17 protein-coding genes are annotated in these 16,384 nt (G+C 48.6%); 5 read left to right on the plus strand and 12 right to left on the minus strand.

The features are described from left to right. Position 1 precedes the first annotated feature (1 nt). The 4 genes from HMPREF2696_RS09460 (at position 2) to HMPREF2696_RS09475 (ending at position 2,840) form a co-directional block, all read left to right on the plus strand. Positions 2-1,252: a glutamate-5-semialdehyde dehydrogenase gene (locus tag HMPREF2696_RS09460; protein WP_049335564.1), complete on the plus strand. Its 1,251-nt coding sequence runs from the start codon at positions 2-4 to the stop codon at positions 1,250-1,252. An 88-nt stretch (positions 1,253-1,340) separates the two neighbouring features. Next, a complete protein-coding gene (grxD, locus tag HMPREF2696_RS09465) occupies positions 1,341-1,652 on the plus strand; it encodes a Grx4 family monothiol glutaredoxin (protein ID WP_003681608.1) in 312 nt (103 codons plus the stop codon). 146 nt (positions 1,653-1,798) lie between these two features. Beyond that, positions 1,799-2,425: a uracil phosphoribosyltransferase gene (gene upp, locus HMPREF2696_RS09470; RefSeq protein WP_004519527.1), complete on the plus strand. Its 627-nt coding sequence runs from the start codon at positions 1,799-1,801 to the stop codon at positions 2,423-2,425. A 97-nt stretch (positions 2,426-2,522) separates the two neighbouring features. Then, positions 2,523-2,840, plus strand: a complete 318-nt coding sequence (locus HMPREF2696_RS09475) for a DUF2322 family protein (RefSeq protein WP_049335566.1) — start codon at positions 2,523-2,525, stop codon at positions 2,838-2,840. A gap of 61 nt (positions 2,841-2,901) precedes the next feature. Here HMPREF2696_RS09475 and trxA read toward each other — a convergent pair whose 3' ends face one another. The 10 genes from trxA to HMPREF2696_RS09520 form a co-directional block, all read right to left on the minus strand. After that, a complete protein-coding gene (gene trxA / locus HMPREF2696_RS09480; protein ID WP_003681479.1) occupies positions 2,902-3,234 on the minus strand; it encodes a thioredoxin TrxA in 333 nt (110 codons plus the stop codon). Between the two features lie 126 nt (positions 3,235-3,360). After that, positions 3,361-4,926 (minus strand): ABC transporter ATP-binding protein, encoded by a 1,566-nt coding sequence (locus HMPREF2696_RS09485; RefSeq protein WP_049335567.1) that lies wholly within the window; start codon positions 4,924-4,926, stop codon positions 3,361-3,363. A gap of 85 nt (positions 4,927-5,011) precedes the next feature. Beyond that, positions 5,012-6,565 carry a fatty acid--CoA ligase gene (locus tag HMPREF2696_RS09490; RefSeq protein ID WP_070588366.1) on the minus strand — a complete coding sequence of 518 codons (1,554 nt, stop codon included), beginning with the start codon at positions 6,563-6,565 and terminating at the stop codon, positions 5,012-5,014. 154 nt (positions 6,566-6,719) lie between these two features. Further along, positions 6,720-6,818, minus strand: a complete 99-nt coding sequence (locus tag HMPREF2696_RS12020; protein WP_083300566.1) for a hypothetical protein — start codon at positions 6,816-6,818, stop codon at positions 6,720-6,722. 52 nt (positions 6,819-6,870) lie between these two features. Continuing rightward, positions 6,871-7,656 carry a TatD family hydrolase gene (locus HMPREF2696_RS09495; RefSeq protein WP_070588367.1) on the minus strand — a complete coding sequence of 262 codons (786 nt, stop codon included), beginning with the start codon at positions 7,654-7,656 and terminating at the stop codon, positions 6,871-6,873. A 4-nt stretch (positions 7,657-7,660) separates the two neighbouring features. Then, positions 7,661-8,014: a PilZ domain-containing protein gene (locus tag HMPREF2696_RS09500; RefSeq protein WP_003682949.1), complete on the minus strand. Its 354-nt coding sequence runs from the start codon at positions 8,012-8,014 to the stop codon at positions 7,661-7,663. A gap of 10 nt (positions 8,015-8,024) precedes the next feature. Beyond that, positions 8,025-9,005, minus strand: coding sequence for a DNA polymerase III subunit delta' (locus HMPREF2696_RS09505; protein WP_070588368.1), 981 nt, complete (start codon positions 9,003-9,005; stop codon positions 8,025-8,027). Positions 9,006-9,327: 322 nt separating this feature from the next. Continuing rightward, positions 9,328-10,644, minus strand: a complete 1,317-nt coding sequence (locus HMPREF2696_RS09510; RefSeq protein ID WP_070588370.1) for an MFS transporter — start codon at positions 10,642-10,644, stop codon at positions 9,328-9,330. Beyond that, positions 10,641-10,829, minus strand: a complete 189-nt coding sequence (ccoS, locus tag HMPREF2696_RS09515; protein ID WP_003681462.1) for a cbb3-type cytochrome oxidase assembly protein CcoS — start codon at positions 10,827-10,829, stop codon at positions 10,641-10,643. The genes HMPREF2696_RS09510 and ccoS overlap by 4 nt, the downstream gene beginning before the upstream one ends. Continuing rightward, positions 10,829-11,134, minus strand: coding sequence for an HLGFF motif protein (locus tag HMPREF2696_RS09520; RefSeq protein WP_049344144.1), 306 nt, complete (start codon positions 11,132-11,134; stop codon positions 10,829-10,831). Before HMPREF2696_RS09520 ends, ccoS begins: the two co-directional genes overlap by 1 nt. A 235-nt stretch (positions 11,135-11,369) precedes the next feature. Here HMPREF2696_RS09520 and HMPREF2696_RS09525 point away from each other — a divergent pair, with 235 nt between their 5' ends. Then, positions 11,370-12,566, plus strand: coding sequence for an acetate kinase (locus tag HMPREF2696_RS09525; protein WP_049344146.1), 1,197 nt, complete (start codon positions 11,370-11,372; stop codon positions 12,564-12,566). A 152-nt stretch (positions 12,567-12,718) separates the two neighbouring features. Here HMPREF2696_RS09525 and HMPREF2696_RS09530 read toward each other — a convergent pair whose 3' ends face one another. Then, on the minus strand, positions 12,719-15,481 hold the full coding sequence (locus HMPREF2696_RS09530) for a TonB-dependent receptor domain-containing protein (RefSeq protein WP_004520833.1): 2,763 nt from the start codon (positions 15,479-15,481) through the stop codon (positions 12,719-12,721). 385 nt (positions 15,482-15,866) lie between these two features. After that, the gene (locus tag HMPREF2696_RS09535) at positions 15,867-16,328 is read right to left on the minus strand and encodes a c-type cytochrome (protein WP_004520832.1); all 462 of its coding nucleotides are present in this window, start codon (positions 16,326-16,328) and stop codon (positions 15,867-15,869) included. Between the last annotated feature and the right edge of the window lie 56 nt (positions 16,329-16,384).

A 16,384-nucleotide genomic window follows, 5' to 3' on the forward strand; every position in this document is an offset into this window, starting at 1 on the left:
GATGAGCTATATCGAACAGTTGGGCAAGAATGCCCAAAAAGCCAGTAAAACGTTAATCAGCTTGGGAAGCTTGGAAAAAAACAATCTGCTGCGTCAGGTTGCAACGGCGTTGGTTGAACAGGCTGAGATGATTTTGGCAGAAAATGCCCGCGATTTGGCCGCTGCAAAAGAAAACGGCATTTCGGACATTATGCTCGACAGGCTGCGTTTGAATCACGAACGTATCAAAGGCATTGCGGAAGGCGTTGGGCAGGTTGCCGATTTGCAGGACCCAATTGGGCAGGTTGTCCGCGGCTATATCAATTTGGACGGTTTGAAAATAGTTCAAAAACGCGTGCCTTTGGGCGTGGTTGCCATGATTTTTGAAAGCCGCCCGAATGTTTCGGTCGATGCGTTTTCTCTGGCCTTTAAAACCGGCAATGCCATTATTTTGCGCGGCGGTCGCGATGCCATCCATTCCAATACCGCATTGATTGCCGTCATCAGGCAGACTTTGGTAAAAGCGGGGATGGATGCCGATGTGGTGCAGCTGGTTGAAGATACCAGTCATGCTGCCGCTGAGGAATTGATGCAGGCGGTTGATTATATTGATGTACTGATTCCGCGCGGCGGCGCGCGCTTGATTCAGACGGTGAAAGAGAAATCGAAAGTTCCCGTCATTGAAACCGGAGTCGGTAATTGCCATATTTATGTGGATGACAGTGCCGATTTGGAGATGGCGGTCAATATCGTCGTGAACGCGAAAACGCAGCGTCCGAGCGTGTGCAATGCCGCGGAGTCTTTGGTTGTTCATGAAAAGATAGCGGAAGCGTTTTTGCCAAAACTGGAAGAAGCCGTTGCCAAAGTGCATCCGATCGAATTTAGAGCCGATCAGGAAGCGCTGCGTATTTTTAAAAATGCTGTTTTGGCAACCGAGGAAGATTACAGTACCGAGTTTCTTGACTATATTATGTCGGTCAAAACGGTAAAATCAGTGGAAGAAGCCGTCGATTGGATTAACGGCCATACGACGCATCACTCGGAAGCGATTGTGACCCAAAGCATTGCCCATGCCGAGTTTTTCCAAGAAAGCATTGATGCGGCGGCGGTTTATGTCAATGCGTCCACTCGGTTCACCGACGGCTTTGTTTTCGGATTGGGCGCGGAAATTGGTATTTCCACCCAAAAAATGCACGCCCGCGGCCCGATGGGTTTGGAAGCGCTGACTTCGACCAAGTTCTACATCAACGGCAACGGTCAGATCCGACGTTGATAAACGCCCCTCAACTTCATCAATTTGCGTATAATGGCGGGAAATTTGATTTTTCCCGAACAACCGATTTAGTAAAAAGGAACACACCATGTCCTCTATCCACGATCAAATCAAAGAAGTCGTTACCACACACCGCGTCGTATTGTTCATGAAAGGCACGAAGCAATTTCCGCAATGCGGCTTCTCTTCCCGTGCCGTACAAATCCTCAATGCGGCAGGTTGCACCGACTATGTGACTGTCAACGTATTGGAAAACGATGCCGTACGCCAAGGCATTAAAGAATACAGCGACTGGCCGACCATTCCTCAACTGTACGTTAACGGCGAATTTGTCGGCGGCTCCGACATTTTGATGGAAATGTATGAAGCAGGCGAACTGCAAGAATTGCTGAAAGCTTAATTATCCACAATATTCCGTAATGTAAAATTGTTGACAAAGGCCGTCTGAAACCCTGATTCAGACGGCCTTTCGCATGAATACGCACTTTGCGCGCCATGCGAAAAAAAGTATAATCCCCCTCCATCAACGCAATTCGGAAAATCAACATGAACGTTACCGTTATCAACCACCCTTTAGTCCGCCACAAACTCACGCTGATGCGTGAAGCGGATTGCAGCACTTACAAATTCCGCACGCTTACCACCGAGTTGGCACGTCTGATGGCATATGAGGCCAGCCGTGATTTTGAAATTGAAAAATATATTATTGACGGCTGGTGCGGCTCTATTGAAGGCGACCGCATCAAAGGCAAAACGCTGACCGTTGTCCCGATTTTGCGTGCCGGTTTGGGTATGCTTGACGGCGTACTCGACCTGATTCCGACTGCCAAAATCAGCGTTGTCGGCTTGCAGCGCGATGAAGAAACTTTGAAACCGGTTTCTTATTTTGAAAAATTTGTCGACAGCATGGACGAACGTCCCGCACTGATTATTGACCCAATGTTGGCGACCGGCGGCTCTATGGTTGCCACCATCGACCTTTTAAAAGCCAAAGGTTGCCGTAACATCAAAGCATTGGTATTGGTTGCCGCTCCGGAAGGCGTAAAAGCCGTCAATGACGCGCATCCTGATGTAACCATCTACACTGCCGCGCTCGACAGCCACTTGAACGAACACGGCTACATCATTCCCGGTTTGGGCGATGCCGGCGATAAGATTTTCGGTACACGTTAATTGAAATGTTTAAGGCCGTCTGAAAAGTGTCAAACCTAAACTTTCAGACGGCCTTGTTATATGGTTTGCTTTAAAACCCACATCAGAAAGGACAATCATGAGCTTCCAAGATAATCTTGCCGCCATGCCTGCCATCGATCATTTGAGCGGCTTAGATATTCTCGACAAAGAGGGCAATGTGGTTCATCACATTCCCAATGCACCCGGCAAACAAGGCTCGCTCAAGCTTTACCATGCTTTGGCGCAAGAGTTTGGCGGTAAACTTGACGCAGCGGCGGCAGAACGCGGCCTGGCATGGTTTGCCGAACATGTTGCCGATGCCGAAGCCAATCCGGGCAAACATCCGAATATTGATTTGCTGTTTAAAGTGAAAGCTGAAAATGCCAGCCTGACTTTGAAACCATTGGCTGCTTAATGAATACAAAAAAGGCCGTCTGAAAACAATTTTCAGACGGCCTTTTTATATGCTTAAAGCCTCAAGCGATAGAGGCTTCAACGAATGCAGTCAGTTGACCTTTAGCCAATGCGCCAACTTTAGTGGCAACGTTTTCGCCGTTTTTGAACACCATCAGGGTAGGGATGCCGCGAACGCCGAATTTGGCAGGAGTGGCTTCATTGTCGTCGATGTTGATTTTAACGACTTTCAGACGGCCTTGGAATTCGGAGGCAATGTCGTCCAAGATTGGGGCGATCATTTTGCAAGGGCCGCACCATGGTGCCCAGAAGTCCAGCAATACAGGTACGTCGGATTTCAAAACGTCTTGTTCGAAGCTGGCATCGCTGGCGTGGATAATCAATTCGCTGCTCATGTTTGTTTCCTTTTGAATGGGGATCGATAAATATGTTGTTCAGGATAGTGGCAGACTGGGAAAATTTCAAGTGCCGCCACTCGGTAATAGTTTTTTTGAAATGCGTCTATCGTAATCCTTAAAGATTCAGACGGCCTCTTGGACCATGTGGCCGGAGTGGGCAATCAAATGACGTGTGTAGTCGCTGGCCGGATTGGCAAATACGCTTTCGCATTCGCCTTCTTCAACGACTTGACCGTCTTTCAACACCATCACGCGGTGGGAAATGGCGCGGATGACGGCGAGGTCGTGGCTGATGATGATGAAGGCGAGGCCGTATTCTTTTTGCAGGCCGCTGAGTAATTCAAGGATTTGTTGTTGCCATTGGACATCGAGCGCACTGGTTGGTTCGTCCAATACGAGGATTTTCGGGCGGACAATGATGGCGCGGGCGATGGCGAGGCGTTGGCGTTGGCCGCCGGAAAATGCGTGCGGATAGCGTTCGAGTGCGTCTTCGGGCAGGCCGACTTGTTTGAGGACTTCTTCGACGCGGCGGCGCATTTCTTCGCGCGGCATTTCAGGTTCGTGCACGCGTAAGGCTTCGGAAACGGTATCGAAGACGTTCATGCGCGGATTGAATGCGCCGAACGGGTCTTGGAACACCATTTGGATTTCGCGTCTCAATTCGTGTTTCCATGGTTCGCCGTTGACAATCAGGCTGCCTTCGGAATCGATAAGGTGCATAACGGCTTTGGCCAGTGTGGTTTTGCCGCTGCCGCTTTCGCCGATGATGCCTAAGGTTTCGCCGGATTTGAGGTCGAAAGAAATGGGGTTGAGAATGGTTTTGTCGCGTTTTTTAAACCAACCGTCCGATTCTTTGACGGAAAAGGCGACGTGCTCGGCCTTAAGTACGGTGGCCGGGTTTTCAGGCAAGGGGGCCACTCGGCGCGTTGTGCCGGCGTTGAGCAGCATTTTGGTGTATTCGTGCTGCGGATTGGCGAAGACTTCGGCTGCTTTGCCGGTTTCAAGGATGCGGCCGTTACGCATAACGGCGACATCGTCGGCAAAACGGCGCACGAGGTTTAAGTCGTGCGTAATGTAGAGCATGGTCATGCCGTGTTCTTCCTGCAGGCGTGAGAGCAGGTCGAGGATTTGGGCTTGAACGGCAACGTCCAAAGCAGTGGTCGGTTCGTCGGCAATCAGGAGCTTGGGTTGGGCGGATACGGCCATGGCAATCATGGCGCGCTGGCGTTGGCCGCCGGAAAGTTGGAACGGATAAGCCTGGGCTTTTTGCTCGGGCTGGTGGATGCCGGTTTCGTCTAGGAGTTCGATGGCGCGCGCCCATGCCTGTTTTTTATCCAAACCCAAATGCAGGGTCAGGACTTCGGCGATTTGTTCGCCGACGCGCATCACGGGGTTGAGGGCGGTCATGGGTTCTTGAAACACCATGCCGATTTCGCAGCCGCGCAGCTTTTGCAGGGCGCGTTCGGACTGGGTCAGCAGGTCGGTTCCGCAATATTTCAGACGGCCTTCAAAGCTAACCATCGGGTTGAGGCGCATAATGCCTTGCGACAATACGGTTTTGCCGCTGCCGCTCTCACCAACCAATGCCAGCTTGCGGCCGGGTTGCAAGGTCAGGTTGATATTGTGCAGGACTTGCTTGCTCGGAAAGGAGCCGTTTAGGTTTTCGATTTCGAGTATAGGTGTCGTCATGGTTGTGGCCGTCTGAAAAGGTTTGTGGAATACAGGTTGTTTTCAGACGGCCTGCATGAATCAAGAGGCCGTCTGAAACAGCGGTTTAGTCTTGAAACTGTTCTTTGAGTTTGCGTTTTAACACTTTGCCGGTGGCATTGCGCGGCAGCTCGTCTTGGAAGATGATTTGTTTGGGGATTTTAAAGTTTGCCAACAGGCCGCGCAGGTGGCTGCGGACTTCGGCTTCTTCCAGCTTCATGCCTTCTTTGAGTTGGATAAAGGCAATGATTTCTTCATCGGCGTATTGGTCTTTCACGCCAATGACGGCGGCGGCTTCCACGGCTTCGAGTTTGTAGATGGCTTCTTCGATTTCGCGCGGATAGACGTTTTGGCCTTTGGAGATAATTAGGTCTTTTTTGCGGTCGACGATGAAGATGAAGCCGTCTTCGTCTATGGTGACAAAGTCGCCGGTTTTCAGCCAACCGTTGACGATGGTTTCATCTGTGGCGTCAGGCATATTGAGGTAGCCTTGCATGACCGAGCCGCCTTTGATGATCAGTTCGCCCACTTCGCCGCGCGGCACTTCGACCAATTCGTCATCGACGGCTTTCACGGTCAGGCCGGGCAGGGCGACGCCGACGCTGGCGGTTTTTTGGCGTTCGGGCGTATTGACGGCCACGACGGGCGAGCATTCGCTCAAGCCGTAGCCTTCCAGCAATTTGGCACGCGGGAATTTGGCTTTGAAGTCGTCAATGGTTTGTCCGGCCAAAGGCGCGCCGCCGCTGATAAACAGGCGGACGCGGTTGAACCATCTGAAATACCAAGGAATTTTGGCCTTGCTCATGGCGGTGTAAATAGCCGGTACGCCGAGGAAAATGGTAGCGCGTTTGAGCAAAACCTGTTTCAACACGTTGGAGAACGGGAAGACGGATTTGACCAAAATAATCGAGCAGGCTTGATATATCGGCAGCAAAACCATGGCAGTCAGCGTAAAGCTGTGGAACATCGGCAAGAAGACGACGAAGCGGTCTTTGCTTGAAATTTGGAAAATTTGTTCGATGCCCGAAAGGTTGGAAAACAGGTTGCTGTAACTGATTAATGCGCCTTTGGGATGGCCGGTTGTACCGGAGGTGTAGATAATGTGCGCCAAATCGTTGACAGACGGCTGACGGCTCAGATTCGGCTTGCCGGGGAATGTGCGTGCGGCATCGAAATAGCTGTCTTCGCCACTGGCGGCTTGGGTTTCGCCAATCCAGATGATTTTACGGACTTTGGTTTTGGCTTTGATGTTTTTGAGTTCTTTGGCCAACGGCGCGGAGGCGAACATAAAGTGTGCGTCGCAGTCATTGAGGATGTAGGAAAATTCTTCGCTTTTCAAAAAGACGTTGAGTGGGACGGCTACTGCGCCGATGGAAGTAATGGCGAAATAGGCGGCAATAAATTCGGGAGAGTTGGAAACGACAAGGGCGACCTTGTCGCCATATTGTACGCCTTCGTGTTGCAGATAGGCGGCGACGGTTTCTACTTCGTGTTTGAGGGAGGAATAGCTGATTTTTTCTTTGTCGTTGAAAATGACCGTGCCTTTACCGTTTTTTTGGCAGGCGGCTGTCAACATGGCGTAAAAATTAGAGTGGGTGTGCATTTCGGAGTTCGTGTCCATATTGTGTCGATGGGTGTACGGTTTCGATGAACCGTTTATTTCGAAGGATAGGTTTTACATCCTATCGGTAAAATAAGCAAGAGGCCGTCTGAAAATACTTTCAGACGGCCTTGAGCTTTGCTGGGCTTAGGAAAGCAATATTTTGAATTTAAATTCATTTATTGTGTTGATGGAAATATTCCCATTCTTTAAAGGTCCGGCCGTTCGGAAGATAGCGCAAGCCGATTTTGTTGTCGTTTCTGTCTTGAGCCATTTTGAGTTTGCCGCTGCGTTTGAGGCAGAACCGGTGGTAGAAAGCCTTAGAACTAGCCGTTGTTCAGACGGCTGTCAGGTACTTTCTTAAACAGGCGGTAGAAATTGTCGCTGGTGTTTTGTGCCAATGTTTCCAAGCTCTCGCCGCGCAGATTGGCTACGAATTCGGCTGTATAGCGGACGTAGGACGGCTCGTTTTGTTTGCCGCGTTTGGGAACCGGCGCGAGGAAGGGTGCATCGGTTTCTACCAAGATTCTATCGGCTGGGACGTATTTGGCGGCTTCCTGAATCAGCGGTGCGTTTTTAAACGTCACAATGCCGGAGAAGGAGATGTATAACCCTAAATCCAAAGTGGCTTTGGCAAAGGCGACGTCTTCAGAGAAGCAATGAATCACGCCGGAATTAGTGTGGCATTCTTTCAAAATCCGCAACGTGTCTTCGGCTGCATCGCGCGTGTGGACGATAACGGGCAGGCCGCTTTCGTTGGCTGCTTGGATATGGTCGGCAAAGCGTTGATGTTGCCATGACAAATCGCCTTTGCACCAGTAATAGTCCAAACCGGTTTCGCCGATACCGACGATTTTCGGATGTTTGGCGGCCTCTACCATTTCGGCAATGGTAAATTCTTCTGCTTCTTGGCTGTCGGGATGTATGCCGATGGTGCAGTAGATGTGGTCATTTGCCTGAGCAATGTCGAAGACTTCGGCAAAACTTTGTTTGCTGACGCTGATGGCAAGCGCCTGTTTGACGCTTTGCGCTTCCATATTGGCAAAGACTTCGGGCAGGCGGTCTTTTAAGCCGTCAAAGTTGAGATGGCAATGTGAATCGATTAAATACATGGTATTACAGGGTAAAAGTAGTGCGGTCGCTGCGCAGGCGCGGGCCAAGCTCGGCTTCGATCAGGTTTTTTGCCTGCAGGCAGCTTTCGTGTTCGGAGAATGCAAGGCCTACGCCTTTGGGGCGATGGGCCGAGGTGCGCGCCGGATTGATCCAAACGACTTTAGTTGGCAGGAAGCGTTTGGGATAGTCGGCGATTTCGACGGCCAAGAGGATGTCTTCTCCTAGTGAGAATACGTCATCGGTCGGTACGAACAGGCCGCCGTGTTCTAAAAACGGCATATAGCAGTTGTACAACAGATTGGGGTCTTTGAGTTGCAAGGCCAACATCTTCGCCGGAATGTCTTTTTTATTCATCATTGATTACCTGTTAGGGTTTGTTTTGCCAAAAATCTAAATATTCGATAAGCAGATACTCAAGCTGCATTTTAACACTCAAGGTATGGTATCCGTAAGGGTTGAGCGCGTTCAGACGGCCCAATAGGGCAAACAGTTTGCGTGAATCGGTTTTAGAGGCCGTCTGAAGCAGGGCTTGGGCATGGTGCGGATAATAAAGCGGCGCCATGCTTTGTTGTGCCAAGCCGACATCCATCAGCCACTTTTGCAACCAGTCGATGAAAACGGCCAGCGGTTGTTTTTGTTTGTCGAACGCGGCGGCGTAGTCGAGTATGGCTAACAGGCGCGGTGCGGCCAGCAGAGTCAGCAACTCTTCGCGTAATGCGTCCAATTCGGGAGTCGGCGTGAATAAAGGTGCGCCGCTGTGAAATGCCAACAAGGCTTCAGCATTTCCCACACCCTGTTGGCGCAGGTATGCCGCAGCCTGCTCATGGGTAGGCGAGGGCAGCACCATCTGGCGGCAACGGCTTTTGATGGTAGGCAGGAGTTTGTCGCGCGCATGGGTAACGAGCAGGAAAACGACGTGTTGCGGCGGCTCTTCCAGAGCTTTCAACAAACCGTTTGCCGCCTGTGTGTTCATGCTTTCAGCCGGATGCACCAATACCACGCGCAGTCCGCCGCGGACAGCGGTCAGGTAAATGTTTTCCACAATATCGCGCACGGCATCGATTTTGATTTGCAGGAGTTTGCGTCCTGTTGCCTCGCCTTCGGGCATTTCCGGCGTGAGTTCGTAAAAGTCGGGATGGGTGTTTTGGCTGAACAAATGGCACGAAGCACACTCGCCGCAGGGTTCATGGCCGGACTTGGGCGATTCGCACAGCAATGCCTGCGCGACAAAGCGGGCAAACTCGGTTTTGCCGGTATTTTCTTTGCCGGTAAACAGCCAAGCGTTGGGTCGGTTTTGCCAATGGGCGGCGAGCTGTTGCCATTGGGTTTCATGCCATGGGTAAATCATATCGTTTGGGAACTATAAGGTAGGTGGTTATTATACTCTCAGGCCGTCTGAAAAAGGTTTCAGACGGCCTTTAATAAACTGCTTAAAAATTAATCAAGTATCTTTTTGCTTTGAAATATCAATTATTAAGCTTACTTATTCACAGCCTTTGCACACGCTTGTTTGGGGAAAATGTGCATTTTGTTTGGTAGTAAAGTTGTACTTAAAATTTAGTCAGTCCTGTTTTTTAATGTTAAATCAGACAGTAATCTGATTTATGCACAAGCTGTCCACGCGATTGAATAGTGAAAATGTGCATGGTGGGGAGACATTTCAGACGGCCTTATTTGCTGCTTTTCAACAAAGCGGTCAAATCCCCGATAAATTTCGATTCCCGTTTGATGAGGTAAACAATCAACGGAATATTACCTACGGCAACAATCAAATACAGCAGCGTGATGCTGTTGAACAACATCAGCAAAACCGCGCTCAAAATGGCAGCCGACACCATAAACACGCCGTTGATGATGTTGTTGGCGGCAACAGCATGGGCGCGGAAGGTTTCGCTGCTGGCAGTTTGCAGCCAAGTGTAGAGCGGTACGGAGAAGAAGCCGCCGAAAAAGCCGATGGCCGACATCACGAGCATAATCGGATACGTTTGGGCTTGCGATAAAAACCAAATAATGCCGTTTAATTCGGTAAAACGTTGGCCTTGGGTCAGCCACACCAGCAATAATCCACAGACCGTCAGTCCCAGAGTGCCGATGGTAACCAAGCCCAAAATCAGGCGTTCGTGGCTGAGTTTGGCGCATAACACCGAGCCGATGGCGATACCGATGGAGAACAGCGCCAACATCAGGTTGAACACATTATCGTTGCCGCCCAAATGGATTTGCGTGAACGTTGGCAGTTGGGTGGTATAAACCGAGCCGATAAACCAAAACCATGAAATACCAATGATGGAAGTGAATACGGGACGATTGGCCGCCGCTTCACGAATCAGTGAATTCGTGCCTTTAATGATGTTCCATTCGATTTTTGTGTCCGACATTTTAGCGGGTACAGACGGCATAAACAGGCTGGTCATCGAGCCGCCGATAGCGACCAATAACACCAAACCACCAACAATATACGGCGGAACACCTGCGACTGCGGTGCCCAAAATTTGGCCGAGCAAAATGGAGATAAACGTACCCGATTCAATCAGGCTGTTGCCCATAATCAGCTCTTTGTCGTTGAGGTAATCGGGCAAAATGGCATATTTCAGAGGGCCGAACAAAGTCGATTGCGTACCCATGCAAAACAGGCAGATTAAAAGCAAAGGCGCGGATTGAATATAGAAGCCATATGCTGCCACTGCCATAATGATGATTTCCAACAGCTTGATCCAGCGCGCTAAAACGGCTTTATCGAATTTGTTGCTCAGCTGTCCTGACAGTGCGGAAAACAGGAAGTAGGGCAGAATAAACAGCATTGCGCCCAAATTCAGCATTTGGCTGGGCGGCAGAAAGTCGTTTTTACCCAAACTGTAAAAACTGATCATCACGAATAATGCGGTTTTGAACATATTATCGTTCAACGCGCCCAAAAACTGCGTCCCAAAGAGCGGCGCAAAACGGCGGGTCGTGTGGAAATTCAGATTGTCTTTTTTAAGGCTCATTGTTTGGATTCTTTGTCTTCGTCTTTTTCGATCAGTTTTTCAGTGGAGTCGTCATCCATCAAAATGCGGTGCGCAGGTCCTTCAAGGTCGTCAAACTGTCCGTTTTTACCCGACCACCAGAAAAACCAGCCGATGATGAAGGCCAAAATAATGCTGATGGGGACAAGGATAAACATACTTTCCATTACATCGCTCCGGTCAAATCGGTCAGGATAAAGGTTTTACCGCTAATGGTCAGGTATTCGTTGCGCAACGAACCGATATTTTTATCGTCAAAAAACAGTTCGATACGGTCTTTAACCACGCGCCAGTATTGCGGGATATCGGTTTGCTCAAAAGGCGACAATACCGCCGCTTCGGCTGCGTCTTCACTTTGCAGCTTGATTACAAAGCGTCCGCTTTGCGGCGGATTTTGCGATTCATCGTCTGCCAGCATAATGAAAAATCCGGCGTGTTCGCCGTCTTGAGTGTGGATACTGAAATAATGCATATCGGTAAATTTTCAAAACCGTCGTCATTTTTTCAGACGGCCTAAAATAAAATTCCGTCCATTTTACATCAAATATTAAGTCAAGCAGCCGATTACATTTTTTGTTAGAATACGACGTTTACTTTGTTAATCTGTTCAGACCGCTACCCACTACGTCCCACAAGGGGTGCAACATAGCCGGAGCCGCAGTAAGGTCCCGACAAAAATGCCGTCTGAAACCTCAAGGAGCATAAAAATGTCACAAAAATTAATCTTGGTTTTGAACTGCGGTAGCTCTTCCCTCAAAGGTGCCGTATTGGATAACGACAGCGGCGAAGTATTGCTGAGCTGCCTGGCAGAAAAGCTCAATCTGCCTGATGCCTACATTACCTTTAAATTCAACGGTGAAAAACACAAAGTTGACCTGTCTGCCAAGCCCGACCACACCGGCGCAGTTGAAGCCCTGATGGAAGAACTCAAAGCCCACGGCCTCGACAGCCGCATCGGCGCCATCGGTCACCGCGTCGTCAGCGGCGGCGAACTGTACAGCGAATCCATCCTCGTTGACGACGAAGTTATCGCTGGCATCGAAAAATGTATCCCGCTCGCTCCCCTGCACAACCCGGCCCACCTTTTGGGTCTGCGTGCCGCACAAAGCATTTTCAAAGGTTTGCCTAACGTTGTCGTATTCGACACCGCCTTCCACCAAACCATGCCGGAACATGCCTACACCTACGCTGTTCCACATGAATTGTATGAAAAATACGGCTTGCGTCGCTACGGCGCGCACGGTACCAGCTACCGCTACGTTTCTGATGAAACCGCCCGTTTCCTCGGTAAAGACAAAAAAGACCTGCGCATGGTGATTGCCCACTTGGGTAACGGCGCATCTATTACCGCCGTCGCCAACGGCGAATCACGCGATACCAGCATGGGTCTGACTCCGCTAGAAGGTTTGGTCATGGGTACCCGCAGCGGCGATATCGACCCTTCAGTTTTCAGCTTCTTGGCTGAAAATGCCAACATGACCATCGCCCAAATCACCGACATGCTGAACAAAAAATCAGGTCTGCTCGGTATTTCAGGTTTGTCCAATGACTGCCGTACCATCGAAGAAGAAGCTGCAAAAGGTCATCCAGGCGCCAAACTGGCTTTGGAAATGTTCATCTACCGCTTGGCTAAATACATCGGCAGCATGACAGTCGCGGCAGGCGGTTTGGACGCATTGGTCTTCACCGGCGGTATCGGTGAAAACTCCGACATCATCCGCGAACGCGTATTGGGCTACTTGGGCTTCCTCGGTCTGTACATCGACCAAGAAGCCAACCTAAAAGCCCGTTTCGGTAATGCTGGTGTGATTACCACTGCCGACAGCAAAGCTGTTGCCGTTGTGATTCCTACCAACGAAGAATTGATGATTGCACACGATACTGCCCGTCTGAGCGGCCTGTAATCTCCGTCATTATTGAAAACCTGCCCGCAAGGGCAGGTTTTTTTGTTGTGTATAGATGAAGAAAATTTTGAGGATATATCGAAAAAAGCCGGAAAACATTGCGTTTACCGGCTTTTTAATCAGTGCAATATGAAGAATGCTGATGGATAGGTTTAGAACTTATAACTGATGGTAAACAGCAAAGTCCTGCCGCGCGCATAGTTATTCAAGACGGAGCGTGTCGTGCCGCCATATTTGCCATTGCATAAACCGTTGGCATCGCATTCGACTTCCTCATCATCTAAACCACCTTTTCTTTCAAATACGCTGAAATAGCGCTGGGTTGCGGCATCGTTTGCGGAATCCAGAGGATCGATATAGCGCTTATTGAACGCATTTTGAATGTCGAAACGAAGGATAAGGTTTTTCTTCGGTTCATAATTGGCATAGAAATCAAAAATCAGCGGCTGTCTGTTGATGCTTTCTGTTTTTTTGATCACCCTTCTGCCCATTTGGTGTGAAGAGTAGGTATTGGCACCGGTTGTCCCGTCAACAAATTCCTCCTCAGTCGTCGCCCGTGTACTTTTGCCGTAATAGCGCATAATGCCGCCGATAGTCAATTTATTGCCCAACCATCGGGACCCTAATTCAAACCGACCGTAATCTCGGGGTAAGCGGGAAATTTTGCTTAAGCCGTAGCCTTGTTTGATTTGGTCTTCTTTAGAAGAGTTGCGGGGCGATTCGCTGGCATCGCTATAATTGGTCGGCTGGTTGGTTTTTTGATATGCGTAAGACAGGGTTGTAAAAAAGCGGCCGAAATCATAGTTCATTTCCACTTCCAAACCATTTTTATGGACAGGTTTGGCGTAGTTTCGATGCTGGATAGAGTATTGCAGGCCGGTACTGGTTACCCAGCTGGGTGCTTTATCCAAATCCCACCATTTGCCATAAACATTGTGGATATAGTTGTTTATCCTGCTGCGATAGGCGACCAGTTTGAAACCCAATACATCGTCCGGCTTGAAAATCCCTTTTTTGAAGGTATTGAAGCCTATTTGGTAAGTATTGGCCTGTTCCGGCTTGAGGGCGGTATTGACGCCTGAGTCGCCGATTTGTGAAAAATACATTTCTTGAATATTCGGCATTCTATGCGTACGCGAATAGCTGATAAACGGCATAAAGTAGTCGTTGACATTGATGTTTAATGCCACCGAATGGTTTACCGCATGCTTTTTACCGGATTTGGTATAAACCGGTTCGTAAAGGTCGCAGCTTGGCGTGCAATGCTGTTTATAAATTTCAGAATCTTCTCCAAATGCTTTTTTAAAGTCTTCTTGGGTATTGAAGTAGTCGGTATATTCGCCCTTGTAGCGGTAGTTGACCATATTGGCGCTGTAATTCAATTGATAAATGCCTTTTTTCAAGGAAGTATCAAAATAGAACGTATTGAATTTTTGCTGGCCTGAAGGTTGCAATATGGTTGATTTTTGAGGAAATATTCCTTTGTCTCCTTTGAAACGGCCTAAAAAGCTGTACAGGCCGGCATCTTGATCCGGGCCGTCGTAAAACAGGCTCAGCTCTTCCGGAAAGCGGTTTTTACTGTATTGGTTTTTAAAGAAATTGAAACCGACGGTAGCTTTTAAATCTGTTTTTTGGGGAAGTTTGAAAGAAAAGCTGTTGTTGATATCCAAAAGATTGGCTGTGTTTTTGGTTTCCAAATAATCAAGCAGCCCCCATCCTGAAAAACGTGAGTTTTTCGGATATTTTTGTTTTCCCAAATTATGGGCGGCCAACACGTTTAAATCGACATAATCGCCAATGTTTAAGTTGTAATTGGCTTGGTAGTTGCGGTTTTCTACTTTGCGGCTGCCGATACGGTTGTTCATGGTACGAAGCTGAAGGTCCAGCTTGTTGTTGTCGTTTTCGTATTCCACTTTGACCAAATGGCTGTTTGAGCGTTGTTGCAGGCTGGTAGGATCGATTGGGGTCAGATCCCATTGCGGTGCCAAATTCTCTTTCCAGCTTCTTTCCAAGTCATCGACATAATCTCTTTGCAAAACCTCAGGATCGTTATATTTTTTGGAGAAAGGGTAGTCCCAATAGCTTTTACCGACCGCATTGCGCTTGGAAAAGTCACGGACCCAGAGATTTTGTTCGTGGTCGAATTTCAATAAATTGCTCTCAAAATATTCTTGTTTTTTACGATCCAGATATTCCTCGCCAAAATTGCCGATACGCTGACCGCCACCGCCTACTTTATAGTTTTGCTCGACATTACGGTGGCTGTAACCATATAACGCACCAAGGCGCGCTCCGCTGTCAAACCATTTTTGTACCGCTCCGGTTGCCATAAAGTTGCTTTTGGTGCTGTTTGTGCCGGTCAATCCTTTGGTCAAGAGGCCGAAGGTATTGTTTCCGTGTACTACATCGTCTACCCGTAAAGTACGGAAATTGGCTGTACCGGATAAGGTATTGATGCCGTTGGCACCCGAGAAACTGCCTTTGGTTACATCCACGCCGGCAATAAAATTGGGATCCAGTGCCGTACCGAATTGTGAGGAGCTGCCGCTGCGTCCGGCATCGGCAGAAGTGGAATAGAAGGTTTGGGTTACGCCGTCAACCATCGTATTGACACGTCCCAAACCGCTATCGCCACGGATATTGACCGCCAATACGCCTGATCCTTTGTCTTGTTGGGTGAAAACGCCGGGCATGCTCCGCACGATGGTATCGATGTTTTCGCTGGATTGATAAACGCGTTCACGCGAACTTTTGGCTTGGCCTTCGGTAAAAACTTTTTTCTCTTTGGCAATGTGTTTACCTTTGACTTGAATTTCATCAAGCTCTTGAGTTGAAACCTCGTCTTCTGCGTGTGCGATACTGGTTATAGCCAGTAAAGATAATGTTAGTAGATTTAATTTGAAATTCGGATTCATGATAGTTACCTCAGAAACGAAGTAGATACTTTATAACATATTATTAAACTTTACAAATATTTAGATAATGGTTTTTATTTATTAAAAAATAAAGCAGATTCTTGTTTCAGGAGATAATCCAAGCGCATATGATTAATCTGGCTGAAAAGATAAAGCAGGTCTGAATTTGAATTTGATTGGTTGAGAAGAAGGGAGATTTAATTGAATTTAAACAGCCGGAAGAAGAAAATTTGATTGCGATATGTGAACTGGGCCGTTAGTTTCAAATGAAACCGGTAAAAAACATGAAATGCAAAATATAAAGTTAATATAGAAAGATTTGAAGTCAGTTGAAGAAAAGGCCGTCTGAAAATGATATTTCAGACGGCCTTTATTGTTTTAAGCCTTATTCCGGACCGCGGAATGTGTCGTGGCAGGATTTGCAGGTTGCACCGGTTTCGCCGTAAGCGGCTTTGATTTCTTCCAATTTGCCGGTTTGTGCGGCGGCGTTGAGTTTCTCAACTGCAGCGGCAAATTTTTCTTCTTCGGCTTTGAAGGTTGCCGTGTCTGTCCAGATGGCAGGCAGGGCGCGACCGTTGCCTTGAGGGTCGGATTCAAACAGGGTGAACGGTTTTTTGCTGTTTTCGGCGAAGGTTGCGGCGGCTTGTTTGAATTTTTCTACGTCGTAAGGCTCTTCGTCTTTGACCATTTTGCCCATGCGGGTAAACTCAGGCATCATGGATTTGAACGCGGCCGTACGGTCTTCGGAAATAGGGCCTTTAGGCTGGGAAGGCGCGCTGCTGCCGCCGCAGGCGGAAAGGGTAAGCGCCACTGCTGCCAAAGCAACAGGGAGAAAACGGGTTTTCATATGGAGTGTGTCCTATTGTAATGATATGATTATCGTTAAATTTAAAATCAGCCGGC

The sequence above is a fragment of the Neisseria sp. HMSC058F07 genome (genome assembly GCF_001810035.1).
Taxonomy (GTDB): domain Bacteria; phylum Pseudomonadota; class Gammaproteobacteria; order Burkholderiales; family Neisseriaceae; genus Neisseria; species Neisseria perflava.